22 protein-coding genes and 1 tRNA gene are annotated in these 19,793 nt (G+C 68.2%); 7 read left to right on the top strand and 16 right to left on the bottom strand.

Features of this window, described 5'->3' with window-relative positions:
* A partial coding sequence (locus V8688_RS16695) for a M23 family metallopeptidase (protein ID WP_342801170.1) occupies positions 1-525 on the top strand: 525 nt, incomplete at its 5' end.
* A gap of 62 nt (positions 526-587) precedes the next feature.
* Here the strand turns inward: V8688_RS16695 and purD are convergent.
* Positions 588-1,865 carry a phosphoribosylamine--glycine ligase gene (gene purD / locus V8688_RS16690; RefSeq protein WP_218718728.1) on the bottom strand — a complete coding sequence of 426 codons (1,278 nt, stop codon included), beginning with the start codon at positions 1,863-1,865 and terminating at the stop codon, positions 588-590.
* Positions 1,866-2,082: 217 nt separating this feature from the next.
* On the opposite strand from purD, the gene V8688_RS16685 reads away from it, so the two are divergent.
* Positions 2,083-2,460: a PH domain-containing protein gene (locus V8688_RS16685; RefSeq protein WP_218718727.1), complete on the top strand. Its 378-nt coding sequence runs from the start codon at positions 2,083-2,085 to the stop codon at positions 2,458-2,460.
* Positions 2,461-2,474: 14 nt separating this feature from the next.
* Positions 2,475-2,900: an HIT family protein gene (locus V8688_RS16680; protein WP_316573419.1), complete on the top strand. Its 426-nt coding sequence runs from the start codon at positions 2,475-2,477 to the stop codon at positions 2,898-2,900.
* A gap of 69 nt (positions 2,901-2,969) precedes the next feature.
* Here V8688_RS16680 and V8688_RS16675 read toward each other — a convergent pair whose 3' ends face one another.
* From V8688_RS16675 to V8688_RS16655, 5 genes are all read right to left on the bottom strand, one after another.
* A complete protein-coding gene (locus V8688_RS16675; protein ID WP_218718725.1) occupies positions 2,970-3,194 on the bottom strand; it encodes a hypothetical protein in 225 nt (74 codons plus the stop codon).
* A gap of 169 nt (positions 3,195-3,363) precedes the next feature.
* Positions 3,364-3,774, bottom strand: a complete 411-nt coding sequence (locus V8688_RS16670; protein ID WP_218718724.1) for a DUF4189 domain-containing protein — start codon at positions 3,772-3,774, stop codon at positions 3,364-3,366.
* Between the two features lie 149 nt (positions 3,775-3,923).
* A tRNA-Thr gene (locus V8688_RS16665) sits at positions 3,924-3,995 on the bottom strand.
* Between the two features lie 127 nt (positions 3,996-4,122).
* Complete coding sequence (locus V8688_RS16660) at positions 4,123-4,359, bottom strand: MbtH family protein (protein ID WP_022565839.1); 237 nt, start codon at positions 4,357-4,359, stop codon at positions 4,123-4,125.
* A gap of 119 nt (positions 4,360-4,478) precedes the next feature.
* On the bottom strand, positions 4,479-5,312 hold the full coding sequence (locus V8688_RS16655) for an alpha/beta hydrolase (RefSeq protein WP_218718723.1): 834 nt from the start codon (positions 5,310-5,312) through the stop codon (positions 4,479-4,481).
* A gap of 172 nt (positions 5,313-5,484) precedes the next feature.
* Here V8688_RS16655 and V8688_RS16650 point away from each other — a divergent pair, with 172 nt between their 5' ends.
* The 4 genes from V8688_RS16650 (at position 5,485) to V8688_RS16635 (ending at position 9,475) form a co-directional block, all read left to right on the top strand.
* Positions 5,485-5,643, top strand: coding sequence for a hypothetical protein (locus tag V8688_RS16650; protein WP_019044795.1), 159 nt, complete (start codon positions 5,485-5,487; stop codon positions 5,641-5,643).
* A gap of 64 nt (positions 5,644-5,707) precedes the next feature.
* Positions 5,708-7,243 carry a trehalose-6-phosphate synthase gene (locus V8688_RS16645; protein WP_218718722.1) on the top strand — a complete coding sequence of 512 codons (1,536 nt, stop codon included), beginning with the start codon at positions 5,708-5,710 and terminating at the stop codon, positions 7,241-7,243.
* Positions 7,244-7,310: 67 nt separating this feature from the next.
* A complete protein-coding gene (locus tag V8688_RS16640; protein ID WP_342801169.1) occupies positions 7,311-8,027 on the top strand; it encodes a response regulator transcription factor in 717 nt (238 codons plus the stop codon).
* Entirely contained in the window at positions 8,024-9,475 is a 1,452-nt protein-coding gene (locus V8688_RS16635; RefSeq protein WP_342801168.1) for a HAMP domain-containing sensor histidine kinase, read from the top strand. Before V8688_RS16640 ends, V8688_RS16635 begins: the two co-directional genes overlap by 4 nt.
* A 46-nt stretch (positions 9,476-9,521) precedes the next feature.
* Here V8688_RS16635 and V8688_RS16630 read toward each other — a convergent pair whose 3' ends face one another.
* Genes V8688_RS16630 through V8688_RS16585 form a run of 10 tightly spaced genes read right to left on the bottom strand, consistent with a single transcriptional unit; the run spans position 9,522 to position 19,530 of the window.
* Positions 9,522-10,007 carry a h domain protein gene (locus V8688_RS16630; RefSeq protein WP_255587827.1) on the bottom strand — a complete coding sequence of 162 codons (486 nt, stop codon included), beginning with the start codon at positions 10,005-10,007 and terminating at the stop codon, positions 9,522-9,524.
* On the bottom strand, positions 10,004-10,741 hold the full coding sequence (locus V8688_RS16625; RefSeq protein WP_342801167.1) for a hypothetical protein: 738 nt from the start codon (positions 10,739-10,741) through the stop codon (positions 10,004-10,006). Before V8688_RS16625 ends, V8688_RS16630 begins: the two co-directional genes overlap by 4 nt.
* Positions 10,738-12,141, bottom strand: coding sequence for an MlaD family protein (locus V8688_RS16620; RefSeq protein ID WP_218718718.1), 1,404 nt, complete (start codon positions 12,139-12,141; stop codon positions 10,738-10,740). The genes V8688_RS16625 and V8688_RS16620 overlap by 4 nt, the downstream gene beginning before the upstream one ends.
* Positions 12,138-13,364 carry an MCE family protein gene (locus V8688_RS16615; protein WP_316573415.1) on the bottom strand — a complete coding sequence of 409 codons (1,227 nt, stop codon included), beginning with the start codon at positions 13,362-13,364 and terminating at the stop codon, positions 12,138-12,140. The genes V8688_RS16620 and V8688_RS16615 overlap by 4 nt, the downstream gene beginning before the upstream one ends.
* On the bottom strand, positions 13,361-14,623 hold the full coding sequence (locus V8688_RS16610) for an MCE family protein (RefSeq protein WP_218718716.1): 1,263 nt from the start codon (positions 14,621-14,623) through the stop codon (positions 13,361-13,363). The genes V8688_RS16615 and V8688_RS16610 overlap by 4 nt, the downstream gene beginning before the upstream one ends.
* Positions 14,620-15,687 carry an MCE family protein gene (locus tag V8688_RS16605; RefSeq protein ID WP_218718715.1) on the bottom strand — a complete coding sequence of 356 codons (1,068 nt, stop codon included), beginning with the start codon at positions 15,685-15,687 and terminating at the stop codon, positions 14,620-14,622. The genes V8688_RS16610 and V8688_RS16605 overlap by 4 nt, the downstream gene beginning before the upstream one ends.
* The gene (locus tag V8688_RS16600; RefSeq protein ID WP_218718714.1) at positions 15,680-16,708 is read right to left on the bottom strand and encodes an MCE family protein; all 1,029 of its coding nucleotides are present in this window, start codon (positions 16,706-16,708) and stop codon (positions 15,680-15,682) included. The genes V8688_RS16605 and V8688_RS16600 overlap by 8 nt, the downstream gene beginning before the upstream one ends.
* Positions 16,705-17,904, bottom strand: coding sequence for an MCE family protein (locus V8688_RS16595; RefSeq protein ID WP_218718713.1), 1,200 nt, complete (start codon positions 17,902-17,904; stop codon positions 16,705-16,707). Before V8688_RS16595 ends, V8688_RS16600 begins: the two co-directional genes overlap by 4 nt.
* Positions 17,905-17,908: 4 nt before the next feature.
* Entirely contained in the window at positions 17,909-18,760 is an 852-nt protein-coding gene (locus V8688_RS16590; RefSeq protein ID WP_218718712.1) for an ABC transporter permease, read from the bottom strand.
* A gap of 5 nt (positions 18,761-18,765) precedes the next feature.
* Positions 18,766-19,530: an ABC transporter permease gene (locus tag V8688_RS16585; RefSeq protein WP_019044782.1), complete on the bottom strand. Its 765-nt coding sequence runs from the start codon at positions 19,528-19,530 to the stop codon at positions 18,766-18,768.
* Positions 19,531-19,793: the final 263 nt, after the last annotated feature.

Below are 19,793 nucleotides of genomic sequence, written 5' to 3'. Positions count from 1 at the left end.
GCGGCGGCGGCCCGCGCCACCCTCGAGCGCGCGAAGGCCGAGGCGGCGGCCGCGGCCTCGGGCGAGTGGCAGGACTGGATGGGGACGCGGGCGCCGGTGGTCCCCGGGACCGTGACGCCGGGGGCGACCCCCTCCCTCGGCGGCTTCAGTCTGCCCGCCAAGGGCGCGTTCACCTCGGGTTTCGGCTCCCGCTGGGGCACCATGCACCGCGGCATCGACATCGCCGCCCCCATCGGCAGCCCCATCTACGCCGTCGCCGACGGCACGGTCGTCGAAGCGGGTCCGGCCCAGGGCTTCGGCCTGTGGGTGCGCATCCGGCACGACGACGGCACCATCAGCATCTACGGCCACATGTACGACTTCTTCGTCTCCCCCGGCGAACGGGTCCCCGCGGGCATGCAGATCGCCCGCATCGGCAACCGCGGCGACTCCACCGGCCCGCACCTGCACTTCGAGATCGTCCAGAACGGCAACCACGTCGACCCGCAGGCCTGGCTCGCCACGCACGGCCTCCAGCTCACCTGACGACACGACAAGGGGCATCGGACCCGCTCCGGACCCGATGCCCCTCGTTCGCGATTCGCGCGCTACTGCGCTTTGCGCTCCGGGACGACCACCTCGGTCGCGCCGATATCGGTGCGGAAGTGGCTGCCGGGCAGCTTGATCTGGGCGAGCCGCGCGTAGGCGCGCTCGCGAGCCTCGGCGAGATCGGCGCCGACCCCGACCACATTGAGCACCCGGCCGCCGGCCGAGACCAGCGTCTTGTCCTCGCGCTGCCCGGTGCCCGCGTGCAGCACCAGCGTCTCGCCTTCCAGCGCACCGTCCTCGGCGCCGGTGATCACGTCACCGGTGCGCGGGCGAGCGGGGTAGTTCTCGGCGGCCAGCACGACGGTGATCGCGGAGCCGTCCTTCCAGCGCGGCGGTTCGACCTCGGCCAGGCGACCGGTGGCGGTGGCGTGCAGCAGCTCGGCGAACGGGCTGTCCAGCAGGGCCAGCACGGCCTGGGTCTCGGGATCGCCGAAGCGGCAGTTGAACTCGACGACCGCGGGACCGTTGGTGCCGACGGCCAGACCGGCGTACAGCAGCCCGGAGAACGAGCTGCCCCGGCGGACCAGCTCGGCCGCGACCGGCTTCACCACATCCTCGACGATCTCGGTCAGCGTCTCCTCTGGCAGCCACGGCAGCGGCGTGTAGGCGCCCATGCCGCCGGTGTTCGGGCCGGAATCGCCGTCGCCGACGCGCTTGTGGTCCTGCGCGGGCAGCAGCGGGACCACGGTCTCGCCGTCGACCAGGCAGAACAGCGACACCTCCGGGCCGTCCAGGAACGACTCGAGCAGCACCGGGTGGCCCTGTTCGAGCAGCTCGGCGCCGTGATCGCGGGCCGCGCGACGGTCGTCGGTCACCACGACGCCCTTGCCCGCGGCCAGCCCGTCGTCCTTGACGACCCAGGTCGGACCGAAGCGATCGAGCGCGGCGTCCAGGTCGGCCGGGGTGTCGACGATCTCGCTGTGCGCGGTCCGCACACCGGCGGCCGCCATCACGTCCTTGGCGAACGCCTTCGAGCCCTCGATCCGGGCCGCGTCCTTGGACGGGCCGAAGACCGGGAATCCGGCCGCACGCACGGCGTCGGCGATGCCGAGCACCAGCGGCACCTCGGGGCCGATCACCACGAGATCGGCGGCGACCTCGGTGGCCAGCGCGACGACGTCCTCGGCCGCGCACGGGTCGACCGGACGTAGTTCGGCATGTTGTCCGATGCCGGGATTGCCCGGGGCGGCGATCACCGCCGTCACCGACGGATCCCGGCGTAGCGCCAGGACGAGGGCATGTTCACGGGCTCCGGAACCGATGACGAGTACGCGCACGGTCACAGATTAGTCGCGCTCTTCACGCCCGCTGCGCACGCCCCAGCCCGCTACCGCGTCGCGATATCCGGTAGCGGTCACCGGGCCGCGGCGACGGATCCGAACCCTGCCCCGGCGTCGGGAATTCACCCGCGCACACCACCCGCATCGGGTTCACTTGGGGGACAATGGGGCTGGCGCGACGACACGGCCGCCGGGGAAGGCGAGGGGAGCAAGCATGGGTCTGCTCGACGGGATGATGGGCAATGCGGGCCGGATCGACCCGGCCGCCGCGCAGCAGGAGTACGCCAAGCTGTTCGGCCAGGGTGAGCAGGTCTATTCGGCCTACCTGCTGGTGCGCGACGCGATGCTGTTCACCAATCGCCGGCTGATCCTGGTCGACAAGCAGGGCGTCACCGGCCGCAAGGTCAGCTACCACTCCATCCCCTACCGCTCGATCACCCATTTCGCCGTCGAGACCGCGGGCACCTTCGATCTCGACGCCGAGCTCCACATCTGGATCGGCAGCGGGAACGAGCCGGTCAGGCAGCGGTTCAACCGCCAGGTCGACATCTACGAGGTGCAGGGCATCCTGTCGCATTTCGTCGCGATCTAGCTAGGCTCGCCGCTATGGCATCCGTCTTCAGCGCGATCATCGCCGGACAGCTTCCCGGCCGTTTCGTCTGGGAGGACGACGAATTCGTCGCCTTCCTCACCATCGCCCCCGTCACCCAGGGTCACACCCTCATCGTGCCGCGCGCCGAGATCGACCAGTGGCAGGACGTCGACCCCGCCGTCATGGCGCGCCTGACCGGCCTCGCCCAGAAGATCGGCCAGGCCGTCCGCATCGCCTTCGACGCGCCCCGCGCGGGCCTGCTCATCGCCGGCCTGGAGGTCCCCCACCTGCACACCCATGTCTTCCCCGCCTACACCATGGGCGACTTCGACATCTCCGGCGCCGACACCGCCCCCACACCCGAGTCCCTCGACGAGGCCCAGGCCAAGATCAAGGCCGCCCTCCGGGAACTCGGCTACGAGGCCAACGTCCCGGCCTGAGGCGGCCAGGCCGTACGGCCCCCGCCGCGTCGACACAGGTCGGGGGCCTGACCGGTCAGGATCGAGCGGTCACTGCGTGACGCAGTGCGGGGGCGGGGCGGGGCTCCAGCTGCCGAAGCAGCCCGCGGCGAAGTAGGCGAGCAGGTCGATCACGGCCGAGCCGGTCTGCAGGACGACCGGCTGGGCCGTCGTCGGCTGACCCGAGGCGGACTGCGCCGGGGTCGCGGTGGCGAGCCCGGCGGAGGCGGCGCCGAACGCGGTGACCGCGGCGGCGAGGATGGCGAAGCGTTTCACGAGGATCCCTCTCGAACAGGTACGCCGGGGTTCGGCGTGCGAGTGAGCCTAGTGAGAAACGCCACTGTTTCGGAGTGGATCGATCGCCCCTGCTTTCTGGGGCACGAGCTGCCGTCGCGCGCTACGAACAACTCGGAGCCACGTCAGGACCGAGCCGGCGGCCTGTCGATCACAGCCAGGTGCAGGCGTGGTCACGATCGAACGAACCGGCGCTCCCGGTGCCGGTGGGGAGGTTGCGGGTGGCGTCCGCAATCGCCTCCCCTGGGTTCGCCCCTTTACCGAAGCCCACGATCGGGAATCCCGCGACGATCGCGAGCGGACTGGTCACGACCGCACCGCAGCCGTCCGCGAACGTCACCATCGTCCGGCAGTCGATGATGCCTTGACCCTTGCACGCTCGGTCCGCGGCTCGAATCGCGTCGGCTTCCGTGGGGTGGTTGACCGAAAACGCGTAGACGTTGCCCCACACGCTGAGGGAAACGGCGCCCCAGTTGACCGGGTCGGCGGTGGCGGGCGGTGCCGCGAGGACGGCAGCGGCGCTCACCGAGAGCACGGCGGCCGCAAAGGACTTGTCGAACATGTGGAGCGTCTCCCTCTGCGCGCCGGCTGGTGCGGCGATCGCATGGAAGATACCGCAGCGCATGGACGCGGGGTGGCCCCAAAAGTCTTGGGGTCGACCGCCCCTGACCGACAAAGAACCCGACCCGTTGTCGGGCCGGGTTCCGTGAGAGCCCCCTGTCAGGATTGAACTGACGACCTTCGCTTTACAAGAGCGGTGCTCTACCACTGAGCTAAGGAGGCGGGTACGAACAGGCGCCCCGAAGGGCAGCGACCATCATAGCGGGACGCGGCAGCCGCGTGGCATCGGTAGAGGTGCCACGCGGCCGTCGCGCTCAGCGAGGTCCCGGCGCAGTATCGGTGTTACTGCTCAGGACTGGGCGCGAGCCGCATCGTCGGCGGCCATCGCGTCGCGCAGGCTCTTGGGACGCATATCGGTCCAGTTCTTCTCGACGTACTCGACGCACGCGGCCCGGCTCTCTTCGCCGAACACGACACGCCAACCCGCCGGGACCTCGGCGAACGCGGGCCACAGGGAGTGCTGCTCTTCGTCGTTGACCAGAACGAAGAAGCGGCCGTCCTCGTCGTCGAAGGGGTTGGTGCTCAATTTCACCTCACTGGATACTGGCGCTGTGTACGGGATCGCTTCGGGGGGCGAACCCCGGGCGTTGTGTCGACCCTAGCAAGGCTGACGTTACGTGTAGGTGGTTACCTCAGCCTCGGCGGTCAAGCCGCGAAGAAATCGAGGAGGATCTTGTTGACCGCCTCGGGGCGTTCCAGGTAGCCGTAGTGGCCGGTGTCCGGGATTTCCTGGTACCTGGCGCCGGGGATGGCGTCGGCGACTTCCCGCGACAGATAAGGCGGAATCATCCTATCATCGGCGAAGCCGATTGCCAGGCAGGGCACCGTGATCGCACGATAGGCGGCCACCCGGTTGAACTCGTGATCCATGGCCCGCTGCGCGCGGATGCCCGGCGTGGCAGGCCCGCCGGTGAACTCGAACAGGTCGAGCCAGTCGCGGGCGGCATTGGTGTCGGACATGGTCGCCGGCGACAGATTCATCACCGCGGTCAGTGCCGCCTCGAACTTGGCGGGCAGCTGCACACCGGCGGCGTCGAGATCCTGCTCACCGGCCGACAGCGTCTTCTGGAACTGGTCGAGCCTGCCGTGCCCGGCCATGAACACGGCCTTGCGGACCAGGTCGGGACGGGCCAGCGCCAGTTCCTGGGCGACCCGGGCGCCCATCGAGGTGCCAGCGACCAGCGCGGGACCCTCGTCGAGGAATTCGATCAGCGCCGCGGTGTCGGCGACCAGCTCCTCGATCCGCATGCCGCCGGGTGCCTCGAACGACGGCGCGATACCCCGGTTGTCGAAGGTGCACACCCGGTACCCGGCCGCAACCAGCGCGGGCACTTGATGGAGTTCCCACACCCGACCGGGCGATCCGGTGCCCATGATCAACACCACCAGCGGACCGCCGCCCTTGACGTCGGTGCCCTTGGTACGGTCGCCCTTGACCTGATAGTTCAGTGCGATGCCGTTCACCGTGGCCACTGGCATGAAACAAACCTCTCTGCGGGGTTGAGCTGTCCGACACTCACGGTAACGGGACCGCCACGACCCTGCACCGGGGTGGGGTGATCGGGTCGGGAGTTCATCGGCCGTGCACGGGCGACCGATAGTATTGACTACTCGCACGCAGAGCGTTTGGAAACCGGGAGGACGAACCACTATGGCCGCCAAGAGCAGCGCCAACGACATCGCCGACGACGAGCTCGAGCCACTGGCCGACGAGACCGCTCGCCAGGCACAGCGCGTCGTCGCGGCATACGCCGAAGACGCCGACGAGTGCCGGATGCTGCTGTCGATGCTCGGCATCGGCCCCAGCTGACCCTCCGACTACCACAACCTCAAAGCGAACCCTGCGACGCGCAAAGGATGCGTGAGTGGACCAGATGATCGATAAACAGTCCAACGACCGTCCGTCCGAGAACAGCGAGTCCGTCGCGGCCACACCGACCGGTGCGGGCTCGGGGTTCGTCGTCGTCGCGAACCGGCTGCCGGTCGACCTCGAGCGCCTGCCCGACGGAACGACCAGGTGGAAGCGCAGCCCGGGTGGTCTGGTGACCGCCCTGGAACCGGTACTGCGCAGCAACAAGGGGGCGTGGGTCGGCTGGGCGGGCGTCCCGGACGTCGAAGTCGAGCCGATCATCGAAGACGGTCTGGAACTGCACCCGGTGCCGCTGACGGCGCAGGAGGTCGAGGACTACTACGAGGGGTTCTCCAACGGCACGCTGTGGCCGCTCTACCACGATGTGATCGTGCGTCCGGTCTACGACCGGGCCTGGTGGGCCGCCTATGTCGAGGTCAACCGCCGGTTCGCCGAGGAGACCGCGAAGGTGGCCGCCGAGGGCGCCACCGTCTGGGTGCAGGACTACCAGCTGCAGCTGGTACCGAAGATGCTGCGCATGCTGCGGCCCGACCTCACCATCGGCTTCTTCCTGCACATCCCGTTCCCGCCGGTCGAGCTGTTCATGCAGATGCCGTGGCGGACCGAGATCGTCGAGGGCCTGCTCGGTGCCGACCTGATCGGCTTCCATCTCCCCGGCGGCGCGCAGAACTTCCTCTACCTGGCCCGCCGACTAGCCGGGCAGCCCACCTCCCGGGGCACCATCGGCGTGCGCTCCAAGCTGGGCGTCGTGCAGGTCGGCTTCCGCACGGTGCGCGTCGGCGCGTTCCCCATCTCGATCGACTCCGCCGAGCTCGACGAACACTCCCGGCGCCGGTCGGTGCGGGAGCGGGCCGCCAAGATCCGCGCCGAGCTGGGCAATCCGAAGAACATCATGCTCGGCGTCGACCGCCTGGACTACACCAAGGGCATCGACATCCGGCTCAACGCCCTGCAGGAACTGCTGGAGGAGGGCCGGGTCGACCCCGCCGAGACGGTGATGGTGCAGCTGGCCACCCCGAGCCGTGAGCGGGTGCAGAGCTACATCAAGATGCGCGGCGACATCGAACGCCAGGTGGGCCGGATCAACGGCGAGTTCGCCCGGGTCGGCTACCCGGTCGTGCACTACCTGCACCGCCCGATCCCCCGCGACGAACTGATCGCCTTCTTCGTCGCCGCCGACGCCATGCTGGTCACGCCCCTGCGCGACGGCATGAACCTGGTCGCCAAGGAGTACGTGGCCTGCCACAGCGACCTCAACGGCGCCCTGGTGCTGAGCGAGTTCACCGGCGCCGCGGCCGAGCTGCGCCAGTCCTACCTGTGCAACCCACACGACCTCGACAGCGTCAAGGACGCCATCATCGGCGCGCTCGACGACGACCGCGACACCAAGCGCCGCCGGATGCGCTCGATGCGCCGCCAGGTGCTCACCCACGACGTCGAACGCTGGGCGCGCGCCTTCCTCGACGCCCTCTCCCAGGGCAACGTCGCCGGGGCGGCCCTGCTGAGCGAGGACGAGGACGTGTACCGCGAGTCGCGCTGAGGCGCTCACAGCGACCTCACAGCGTGGTGGCAGCCACCTCCCAGCCGGGTGGTGGACCATGAGATCCATGAGCGGTGTGCCGGAAGCACCCGAGGCCAGGGTGCTCGTCGTCGACGACGAACCGATGATCGTCGAGTTGCTGGCGGTGAGCCTGCGCTACCAGGGCTTCGAGGTGGCGACGGCGAGCGACGGCGCCGAGGGCCTGGACAAGGCCCGCGCGTTCCGCCCGGAGGCGCTGATCGTCGACGTGATGATGCCCGGCATGGACGGCTTCGGCCTGCTGCGCCGGTTGCGCGCCGACGGCATCGACGCGCCGGTGCTGTTCCTGACCGCCCGCGACGAGGTCGAGGACAAGATCACCGGCCTGACCCTGGGCGCCGACGACTACGTCACCAAGCCGTTCAGCCTCGAGGAGGTGGTGGCCCGGCTGCGGGTGATCCTGCGCCGCTCCGGCCGGACCGCACCCGAACAGGCCAGTACCCGGCTGCGCTTCGCCGACATCGAACTCGACGACGACACCCACGAGGTGTGGAAGGCGGGCGAGCCGGTCGCCCTGTCCCCCACCGAGTTCACGCTGCTGCGCTATTTCATGGTGAACGCGGGGAGCGTCCTCAGCAAACCCCGCATCCTGGATCACGTGTGGCGCTACGACTTCGGCGGTGAGGTCGGCGTGGTGGAGACCTACGTGTCGTATCTGCGCAAGAAGGTCGACACCGGTGAACAGCGGTTGATCCACACCCTGCGTGGCGTCGGGTACGTCATGCGGGAGCCGGTCGCGCGATGAGTCTGCGCGCCCGCGTCGCCCGCAGGTTCTCGGCGATCCCGCTGCGCGTGACGCTGGTGCTGATGCTGGTCGCCCTGGCCGGATTCGGTTTGATCGCTTCGGGTTTCGTCGTCACCAAGGCGATGGAGAACTCGCTGCGCAACCGCACCGACCAGCAGCTGACCGATGCCGCGATCGAATGGGAGCGCCGGGTCGGGCTGCCCGCGCCACCCCTGCCCACCCCGTCGTCGGATCGGCAGCCGCCGGGACGGTACTACCTCACCGCCGCGAGCACCGACGGCACCCGAAACATCACGCTGGACAACGTCTTCGGCACCGACGCCATTCCTGACCTCCCGAATCCCCCTGCGCTCCAACCGGTTACCGTCGGCTCGCAGGGCGATTCGACCGATCAGTGGCGCGTGCTGACCGTCAACGGGCATCGCGCGACCGCGACCGTGGCGTGGCCGCTCACCGAGAACATCGAGACCGTGCGCAATCTCGTCGTGTTGCAGCTGGTGGTGGGCGCGATCGTGCTGATCGCCCTGGCCGTGGCCGCCTACTTCGTGGTGCGCGGTAGTCTGCGGCCGCTGCGCCGGGTCGAGGCCACCGCGGCGGCGATCGCGGAGGGTCAACTGCATCGCCGGGTTCCGGTGCGCGGCACCGACACCGAGGTCGACCGGCTCTCGCGCTCGCTCAACAGCATGCTCACCCAGATCCAGCAGGCCTTCGCCGCGACCGCGGCCTCCGAGGCCGCCGCGCGCGAATCCGAGGCCAGGATGCGGCGTTTCGTCGCCGACGCCAGTCACGAACTGCGCACTCCGCTCACCACCATCCGCGGTTTCGCCGAGCTGTACCGGCAGGGCGCGACCGGCGATCCGGCGATGTTCATGAATCGCATCGAACACGAGGCACAGCGGATGGGCCTGCTGGTGGAAGACCTGCTCATGCTGGCCAGGCTCGACGCGCAACGCCCCGTCGACCTGACGCCGGTCGACCTGCTCGCGATCGCCGGCGACGCCGTGCACAGCGCTCGCGCGGTGGAGGCCGCGCAGGGCGAGCACCGGCCGATCACCCTCGAGATCGCCGACGGCACGGGCACCTTGGAGATCCTGGGCGACGACCACCGGCTGCGCCAGATCCTGACCAACCTGCTCAACAACGCCCGGACCCACACCCCCGACGGCACCGCGATCACGGTGCGACTGACCCCCGCCCAGGACGAGGTACTCCTCGAAGTCGCCGACACCGGCCCCGGCTTGTCCACGGAGGAATCGGCGCGGATCTTCGAGCGGTTCTATCGCGCCGACTCCTCACGCACCCGCAGCAGCGGCGGCACGGGCCTCGGGCTGTCCATCGTGGCCGCGCTGGTCGCCGCACACGGCGGCACGGTCCGGGTGCGGCGGACCTCGGGCGGCGGGGCGACCTTCGTCGTGCGGCTACCCCGAGACAACCGCGGCCCGGCCTGAGTCAGGCCGGGCCGACGGCCACGGAAACAGCGATTCTCGCGGGGATTCAGACCGGCGTGACCTGTGCGACCAGCCAGCGGTCCCCGGACTTGTCCATCGTTACCCGCACCCGGCTGCCGGAGGCGGTGCCGTTCGGGGTGTCCTTGCTGGTGGTCAGCTGGTTCAGGTAGAGCAGCACCACCGCATGCTCGGGCTCGGCCGAGACGATGCCCTCGGCCTGGGTCGTGGCCTTGACGGTGAGCTGCTTCTCCTTCGCGCCCGGCGCGATGGCTTCCTTGATCAGCTTCAGGTAGTCGTTGCGGAAGGACTCGGTCAGGCCGTCGGCCGCCTTGGGCAGCTCGGTGTCGACGGTGGCGGGCTCGTAGGTGAACATGGCGCTGACCGTGCGGCTCGCCGTGCTCATCGCGTCGCTGCGGGCCTGCTCGGTCCGGTCGTGCTGCCACAGCTGGTAGCCGCTCACCCCGAGCACCACCGCCGCGATCAGGCCGAGGGCGGCGAGGCCGCCGAAGACGATCTTCATACGCTGGCTCATCCGACGAACTCCACCTTCGACACGGTCATGCCGGTGTCGCTGTTCGACACGGTGACCCGGAATCGGTACTGCCGCGACTGCGGTTCGGGCGAGCCGTTGTTGCTCACCGTCTGCTTGGCGGCGACGAGAACCTGCGCGGAGTCGGCGTCGGCGGTGACGATGCCCGATTCGACGACCTCGCCGGAGGAGACCACATTCGCCTGCTTGACGACGTCCATGAACGGATCGACGCGACCGTCGAACTCGGTCTTGAAGTCACCGGAGGCCACCGCCAGGATGCGGTCGATGTCTTCCTTGGCCGTCTGCGCGCGGATCGTGGTGAGGTTCAGCACCGCCTGACGGGCGGTCTCGGTGTACTGCGCTCGCAGATCCTCGTCCCGGTTCACCGAGTAGGCGGTGAAGGCCGCGTAGCCGGCCCCGGCGACCAGGGCGAGGACGAGCAGGATCGCCGCGGTGAGCGCCAGGATGCCGCCACGCGCGCGAGGCGCCGCCGCGCCGCCGGATTCGGCAGGCTCGCTCGCCGCGAGCTGGACGGTGACATCCGCCGGCTTCACCGCTGTGCCGGCGGCCGAGTTTCCGGCGATCTTCGCCGTGGCCTCCGCGTCCAGCGCCGCCGACGGTGATGCGGTTTCGCTCTTGCTGATGGTGACTGTCTCGGCCGCCGTCTCCTCGACCGGTGGCCCGGCCGAGCGTGCGGCCCGCCTGCGCGGGCGGCGGTTGTCGTTGTCGTTCATCGTTGCTGCTCCTCCAACATCGCCTGCCAGCTGGCCGGCACGGTGCCCGAGCCGTCCTCGGCGATGTCACCTTGGCGGTACGTGCGTCCGTCCGTGCCCAGATAGCTGCCCGTGGACGGATCATAGGGGCGCGCTGCGGCGGGGGTCACACCGCCCGTCGATGCGCCTGCCGGTGCCGACGCCGGAGCGACCGGCTGAACCGGCCCGAACGGCGGGTTGTTGCCCTGCGGCACGAACCCCGTCCGGCACAGTTCGGGCGTGGGTGCCCGGACGCCGGGGAATTCCATGCACGGGGTGTTGCGGATGCCGCGAACCGCGATGTTCGAGTCCTGCGGCACCTTGCAGTAGAGCCCGGGTGGGGTGTCCATCGGGGTCAGGTCGCTCGGTTCCCGCCACTGATCCGCGGGCAGGAAGCCGGTGGTGCAGGCGGGCGGGTCGTTGAGGACGGTCATGAAGTCGACCATCACGCCGTACTGGATCGGCCCGCGGATAGCGGTCCGCAGCGCCGCGATCAGCGGCGGGAAGACAACCAGGAGCTGCTCCACGCTCGCGTTGTAGGTCACCCCGACCTGTCCGAGGCTCACCAGGTTGCTGGCCAGCAGCGGCAGGGTCGGGCGCAGCCCCTGGAACTGCTTGTTCACCACTTCCATCGCGGAAGGGCCGTTGTTCAACAGGCTGCGCAGGGCCGGATCGTGCTCGCGCAGCTGATCGGTGACCGTGGCCAGATCCGCCGTCCAGGAACGGATATCGTCCGCGGAACGCGTCTGGGTGTCCAGCAGCGGACCGATCTGGTCGAGCAGCTTCTTGGTGGGCTCGATATCGGTTTCGGCCTGCTGCACCAGCAGCGCGGCCGAGTCGATGAACCGCTGTAGATCGGGGCCCGCGCCGTTGAAGGCGAGGAACGCCTCGTCGATGACCTGCCGCAGGCGGGTGTCGGCGACCGACTGGAGCAGCTTGTCGGCCTGGTCCAGCATCGTGCCGACGTCCTGGGGCAGATGGGTACGCTGCTCCGGAATCACCGAGCCGTCACGCAGATTCGCCTCCGACGGCTGCTCGGTGGGCACCAGGTCGACATACTGCTCGCCGATCGCCGAGACACTGCGCACCCACGCGCTCGCATCGGCGGGCACCTTGTAGTCGCTGTCGATCGACAGATCCGCTTCGACTCCGGCCGTCGTCAGCCGGACCGCCTCGACCTTGCCGATGTTCTGCCCGCGGTAGGAGACATTCGCGGTGGGGTAGAGACCGCCGGTGGCGGCCAGCTGCACGGTCACCGCGTATCGGCCGATGCCGAACATCGCGGGCAACTGCAGGTAGCTGACGCTCATCACGACGAGGCCGATCACCGTGAGCACCGCGAAGATCACGAGCTGGGCTCGCACGAACCGGGTGAGTTTCATCGACCCGCCCCTTCCTGGCCCGGCAGTGGCGCGGTGAGTCCGGGGATGGCGGGCAGACCGGGGATGGGCGGCAGCCCGGGCAGATTGAGCGTGGGCCCCGGGCTCGCCGGTGCGCCCAGCGGCGTGGTCGCCGGGTTGCCCGCGTCGGTCGCGGTCGACGGCGCGAACGAGCCGACGACGCCTTCGACGCCACCGAAGCGACCGCCCAGCGGAGTGCCGGTGAGCCAGTTGCTGTCGAGCCGACTGGCGGTCAGGTCGAACGTGATGAACAAGTTCATGTAGTCGCCCATGATCGCGTTGTCGATGTTCCGGATCGGGAACGGGAAGGTCGGCAGGATGCCCAGCGCCTGGACCAGGTTGTTGCCGGTGTCGGCCAGCGTCTTCAGCACGGGACCGAGACTGCGGAGATTGGCCACCAGATCGTCGCCGCTGGTCTTGATGAGTCGTTCGCTGACGTCGCCGAGCTCACCGAGCGCGGTGATCGCGGTGGTGATGTTCGCCGACCGGTCGGCCAGCGCGGTGAGCGCGGGATGGATCTGCTCGATCGCCTCGGCGATCACGTCACGCTGATCGGCCAGGCGCACCGCGAGCAGGTCCAGGCCTTCCATCGCGGCGATGATGCTGCCGGTCTGCCGCTCCAGACCGGTGGTCAGCTCGTTGAGCTGGGGCAACAGGTCGGCGATCTCGGCCTCGCGGCCGTTCACCATCGCGTTCAGCTCGGTGGTGATGGTCTCGAGCTGGGCGATACCACCGCCGTTGAGCACCACCGACAACGAGGACAGCACCTGCTCGGTGGTCGGATAGGCGCCGGCCCGCTCGAGCGGGATGACGTCGCCGTCGCGCAACTGGCCCGTCGGCGCGACCGTCGTCGGCTCGGACAGCTCGACGTGGTTGCTGCCGAGCAGACTGGTCTGGCCGATCTTGGCGACCGCGTTGGCGGGCAGGCGCACATCGGGGTTGAGCGAGACCGTCACCAGCGCGTGCCAGCCCTCGACCTCGATCCCGGTGACGTTGCCGACCTCGACATCGTCCACCCGCACCGGCGAATTCCGGGTCAGGGTGGTGACATTGGGCATCTGGATCCGCACGGTGTAGGAGCCGGCCATGCGGCCCTCGGAACCGGGCATGGGCAGGGAGTTGAGCCCGTCGAACTGACAGCCGGTGGTGCCGAGCGCGACGGCGACGCCGACGGCCAGCCCGGCGAGTGCGCGTTGGCGCCTCATCGCTGTCCTCCTGGAACGGCAAGCCCGGCAAGACCTTCGGGCACGGTGATCGGGGCGGCGGCGGGCGCCGAGTTCGGCTGGCCGGCACCGGCCAGGCTCGGGTCGCTGTACACCAGCTGCTCCGGGAAAGCCGTCACGCCGCTGGCCGGGTTGGTCATGACCGGCACGTAATTCATAGCCAGCGAACTGATCACCGGTGCCAGGAACTCCGCGCACAGGTCGGCGGACTTGTCGGAGTTGTTGTTCTCGAGCGCCCGGATCGAACCACACAGGAAGCTGAGTGGACTCGCGCTGTTGTTCAGGGCGACCGCGCCGGTGAGCGAGCCCTGAGCGGGCTTGTAGAGCTGATAGAAGTTCACCATCGCGGTCGGGCCGGAGTGCAGCACCTGTTCGAGCTGGGGCCGCTTGTCGACCAGCGTCTGGGTGACATCGGCGAGCCGCTCGACACCCTCGGTCAGCTCGCCGCCGGTGCCGTCGAGGAACCGCTTCACATCGGCGAGCGCCACATCGAGACTGTCCAGCCCGGCGCCGAGTTCTTGCGACGCGCCGGCCAGCACCGAGGACACCGACGCCAGGCGGCCACTGAACTGCACGATCTGCTCGTTGCTCGCCGAGAGCACCTCGACGAACTTCTGCAGGTTGCGAATGGTGCCGAACAGGTCGGTTCGCCCGTCGGACAGGGTGGTCATGGTCGCGGACAGTTCACGCAGGGTGTCGCGGAACTTCTTCCCGTTCCCGTCGAGGTTGTCGGCCGCGGTGTCGACGAAGCGGCCGAAGGAGCCCTGCTCGTCGTCACCGACCGGACCGAGGGCCGCCGACAACTTGGTCAGCTCGGCCTTGATCTCGTCCCACTCCACCGGCACCGCCGTGCGCTCGAGCGGAATCTGGGCCCCGTCGGCCAGTTTCGGGCCACCGTTGTAGCCGGGCGCGATCTGTACGAAGCGGGCCGCCACCAGTGACGGCGCGATGATCACGGCGCGCGCGTCCGCGGGCAGATCGACATCGCTGTCGATGCTCATCTTCACTCGTACCTGGCCCTTGCCCGGTTCGATCGAGTCGATGCTGCCGACGGTGACGCCGAGTACCCGGACCTCGTCGCCGGCGTACAGGCCGGTGGTGGAGGTGAACGACGCGGTCACCGTGTTCTTCCCGGCGCCGGTGACGAGGTAGACGCCGACCGCGACCAATGCCGCGATCACCACCACCGCCACCGCGATCGTCCAGCGCGGCAACCCGCGCACCTGCTGGCTCAAGCTCATCGCGGGGGATCCTTTTCAGCAGGAGCGATGTAGGGCGTCCTCGGGTTGGTGAAGATGTCGATCACGTCCTGCGGCACCTGTTCCGGCCAGACCAGCGCATCGACGAGCGGACGCAATTCGGTACTTGTCGCGTTCACCACGTAGGCGTTGAACCAGGGCCCGTTGCCGACCTGTTCGCCGAGCGCTGCGGCGTAGGGGCCGAGGCCGTCGAGTGCCTGGTTGAGGTTCTGTTCGTTGCGCTGGAGCAGCGCGAGCACCGAGTTCAGGCGGTCCAGCGTCGGCCGCATCTGCGGCTCGTTGTCGGCGACCAGGCCCGAGAGCTGCCTGGCCACGTCGTCGATGTAGACGACGAGCTGGTTGATCGCCGCGCGGCGCCGATCGAGTTCGCCGAGCAGTTCGTTGCCGTCGATGAGCAGCGTATTGAGCTGGGTGCTGCGGTCGGCCAGGATCTTGGTGACGTTCTGCGCCCGGGCCAGCAGGTCGGTCAGCGCCTGGTCGCGCACATTGATGCTGCGCGACAACGCGGTGACACCGTCGAGCGCGTTGCGCAGCGGGCCCGGGGTATCGGCGAAGGCCGTCGACAGGGTGTCGAGGGTCTGGTCGACCTGATCCAGATCGAGATCGCGCACGGTCCCGCCGAGATCACTCAGTGCTTCGTTGAGCGAATAGGGCGAGGTGGTGCGGTCGAGCGGAATGGTGTCGCCGGTGTCGATCGCGCCGGGACCGTTCGGCACCACGTCCAAGGATTTGCGGCCGAGTACCGTGTTCGTCTTGATCGCGGCGGTCGTCTTCTCGCCCAGCACGATCGACTCGTCGAGGTCGAACTTCACCAGGACCTTGTCACCGTCGAGGCTGACCTGCCGCACCTCGCCGGAACGCACACCGGCCACGTGCACCGGGTCGCCCGGCACCAGGCCGCCCGCATCGAGGAAGTTCGCGGTGAAGGTCGCTCCCGAACGGATGAAGGGCAGCTCGGTGAATTGCAGCGTCGCGAGCGAGATCGTCACCGCCAGAACCACACCGACGATACCGATCGTCGCCGCTGACGACTTGTTCTCATTCATTGGGCGTGCACCTTCCGGTCGCCTGCAGACCCGGTGCGTGAACTTCCATCGGCTCGCCGTTGGGGCCGCTGATCAGGAAGTTGGTACCGCAGATGTACAGCTGCAGGAAAGAACCATAGGCACCGATCCGGATGAGCTTCTTGTAGGTGTCCGGCAGCTTTCCGAGCACCCATTCGATGTGGTCGGAACCCTCGTCCAGATTCGTGGCGAGCCTGCCGGTCTGTTCGATGGTGTTGCGCAGATCGGGGCGAGCCTGCACCAGCAGGTCGTTGAGTTCCTGGGTCGCGCCCGCGATCCGCGGCAACGCGTTGCCGATCGGGTCACGCTGCGCGGACAGGTCGCTGACCAGGCGCTGCAGTTCGTCGATGGTGGTGGCGAACTGATCACCGCGGTCGGCGATGGTGGCCAGCACGGTGTTCAAGTTATCGATCACGCTGCCGATCAACGCGTCCCGGTCGGCCAGGGTCCTGGCGAAGTTCCCGCCGCTGTTCAGCAGGGAGACCAGCGTGCCGCCCTGTCCCTGGAAGATCTGCAGCAATGCCTCGGTGAGGTCGTTGACCTGTGCCGGATCGAGCCCGCGCAGCAGCGGCTTGAATCCGCCGAGCAGCAGGTCCAGATCCAGTGCGGGCGAGGTCTGCTCGCGACCGATGGTGTCGCCATCGGACAGGCGCCGAGCCGAGCCCGGCCCCTCCATCAGTTCCAGGTAGCGGTCGCCGACCAGGTTCTCGTATTTGATCGCCGCCCGGGTGCTGGCCAGCACCGCGTACTTGGTGTCGACGTCGAACTCGACGTGCGCGAAGTTGTCGTCGCCGACCTTCACCGAGGTCACCGAGCCCACCGGCACACCGGCGATGCGTACCTTGGCGCCCGGCAACATGCCCGAGGAGCTGGTGAACACCGCGCGATAGCCGTTCTCGCTGGAGAACCGGGCCTGACTCAAGACGATGGCCAGGCCGGCGAACACCAGCGTCATCACCACGGTGAAGATCGCCAGTTTGATCGTCGTTCCCGTGTTCCTCACCGCGTCACTCCCGGCAATCCGTCCAGCAGCAGCTGGAATACCTTTGGCACACCGTGGAATTCGTGTTGGGTGTTCGGCGTGTACACCGTGCCCTCGCTGGTATCGGTCACCAGATAGTTCGAATGGCTGTTCGGTACCCGGTCCACCACGCCCTCACAGCGCGGGCCGCCGGTGGCGTTCACCTTGGGGAGGTCGTTCGGATAGGTGTAGGGCTGGGCACCGAGCATGAAGCTGGCGTTCATGCCGACACCCGGCAGTCGTCCACCCATCATCTCCTCGGCGATCGGCACCAGCGGGCCGAGGCCGTCGATGATGCAGCGCAGTGCGGGGGCGTACTCGAACAGCAGGCCGGTCGTCGGCCGCAGCAGGTCGAGCGCGGTCACCAGATCGCGTTCGTTCTCGCGCAGTACCGATCCCACCGTGTCGGACAGCCCGATCACGTTGACCAGCACGTTGTCGAGCTGGCCCTGCATCTCGGTGATCGTCTGCGACGTACCGGTCGCGTTGTCGACCGTGCGCAACAGCGGATCGGTGACCTCGGCGTAGAGGCCGGTCACGGCGGCGGTCTTGTCCAGATCGGACTGCAGGGTCGGCAGGTACGGATTGAGTTCGCGCAGATAGCGATCCGAACGCACCAGCAGATCGCCCAGCTTGTCGCCTCGGCCTTCCAGCGCGGTGCCCAGCGCGGTCAGCGTCGCGTTGAGCTTCTCCGGCTCGACCTGGGCGAGCACATCGGACAGATGCTGGAACAGCGTGTTGAACTCGACGGTCACCGAGCTCACCGCCACCGTGCTGCCCGGGGCCAGCGCCGTGGCGGACGGCTGCTCGGGGACGACGAAGTTCACGTACTTGGCACCGAACACCGTGGTCGAGCGGATGTCGACGCCGGCGTTGGCGGGCACCAGTTTCAGCTGGTCGGGGTCGACTTCGAGCCGCAGCTGGGCCCCGTCGGCGCGCAGGTCGATGTCGGTGACCCGGCCGATCTCGACACCGCGCACCTTCACCTTGGCGTCGGGGTCGAGGACCAGGCCGGTGCGTGGCGTATCGACCAGCACCACAGCGGTGTTGGTGAACGCGCCTTGGAACAGCGCTATCGCGAGCCAGGCGCCCGCGACGAGCAGGCCGACCAGCGCGAGCGCGGCGAGCTTGCGCCCGAGCCCGCCCTGCATGGCGGCAACGAACCGATTGGTATCCATCGCGCTATCCCGAGAGGTGGAAGTTGCCGGAGGTGCCGTAGATGGCCAGCGAGATCAGCAGCGTCACTGTGACGACCGCGACCAGCGAGGCCCGCACCGCGTTACCGACCGCGACACCGACGCCCACCGGGCCGCCCGCGGCGGTGAAACCGAAGTAGGTGTGGATCAGCATGACGGCCAGCGCCATGACGATCGCCTGGATGAACGACCACAGAATGTCGCTCGGAATGAGGAACGTCGAGAAGTAGTGGTCGTAGACACCGGCCGACTGTCCGTAGATCACCACCGTCGCGAAGCGGCTGGCGAGGAAGGAGGCGATCACCGCGAGCGCGTAGAGCGGCACGATCGCGATCAGGCCGGCCAGCACCCGGGTACCGACGAGGAATGGAACCGGCCGGATCGCCATCGATTCCAGCGCGTCGATTTCCTCGGCCACCCGCATCGCGCCCAGCTGGGCGGTAGCACCGGCGCCGATGGTGGCGGCCAGACCGATCCCGGAGATCACCGGCGCGGCGATGCGGACATTGATGAAGGCGGCGAAGAAGCCGGTCAGCGCCTCGACGCCGATATTGCCGAGCGAGCTGTAGCCCTGCACCGCGATAGTGCCGCCCGCCATCAGCGTCAGGAAGCCGACGATCACGACCGTGCCGCCGATCACCGCCAAAGCGCCACTGCCCATGCTGATCTCGGCGATCAGCCGGATGGTCTCGGTGCGGTAGTGCACCAGTGCGCGCGGCACCGAGGCGAGCGCCTTGACGAAAAAGATCGCCTTGTCACCCAGGGAATCCACGGATTTCGAGGCGCGCTCGAAACGACGGACCGTGCGCGGGAACTTGCTGCGAACAATGAATGCCATTTCGGTCACCGCACCGTGAATTTCAAGCCGATCGCGGTGACGACAACATTCACCACGAACAGGGCCATGAAGGCGAACACCACTGTTTGGTTCACCGCGTCACCGACACTCTTGGGGCCGCCTTTCACCTGCAATCCGAGATAGCAGGCGACCATTCCGGCGATCAGCCCGAACAGACCGGCCTTGATCTCCGAGATGATCAGCTCGGGCAGGTTCGTCAGCAGCGGAATGCCGTTGACGAACGCACCGGGGTTCACCCCCTGCAGGAAGACCGAGAAGGCGAAGCCACCGACGATGCCGACGGTGCACACGAGGCTGTTGAGCATCAACGCCACGAACATCGAGGCGAGCACGCGGGGCACGACCAGGCGGCTGACCGGGTCGATGCCGAGCACCTTCATCGCGTCGATCTCTTCGCGGATGGTGCGCGCACCGAGGTCGGCGCAGATCGCGGTGGCGCCCGCGCCGGCCACGATCAGCACCGTGACGATGGGCCCGACCTGCGTGACGGCGCCGAACGCGGCGGCCGCCCCACTGAGGTCGGCGGCACCGATCTCGCGCAACAGGATGTTGAGAGTGAAGACAACCAGCACCGTGAACGGAATCGCCACCAACAGCGTCGGCACGATCGACACGCGAGCGACGAACCACGACTGGTCGATGAACTCACGCCACTGGAACGGGCGCCGGACCGCGGCCTTGGCCACGTCCGCGCCGAGTTCGAAGAATCCGCCGACCGCCCGCAACGGGACAGCAAGGAGGTCGTTCACGCGAATTCCTCCTTCTTGGACGGGCGGATCGATCGACCCGCGTACCCGTACTGCACTGCCACCCCGTTCTGAAGACTGCCCAAAGACTAGAACATGTTCCTGTTGATGTCTGCCATTTGGGGAGACTATTACCAGGACTTTTTCACGAAATGTGCCGTCGAAACTGAAACGAAAACTGACCGAATGCCTTTTACCTCCTGTGAGCCGTCACACACCCCGACGCTCATGTCTACCAACACCTGGACCTGTGATCAACACAACTC

It is taken from the genome of Nocardia sp. No.11, assembly GCF_038752175.1.
Classification (GTDB): Bacteria; Actinomycetota; Actinomycetes; order Mycobacteriales; family Mycobacteriaceae; genus Nocardia; species Nocardia canadensis.
The sequence above is the reverse complement of the archived record's forward strand: the minus strand, read 5'-3'. Positions and strand labels throughout refer to the sequence as shown.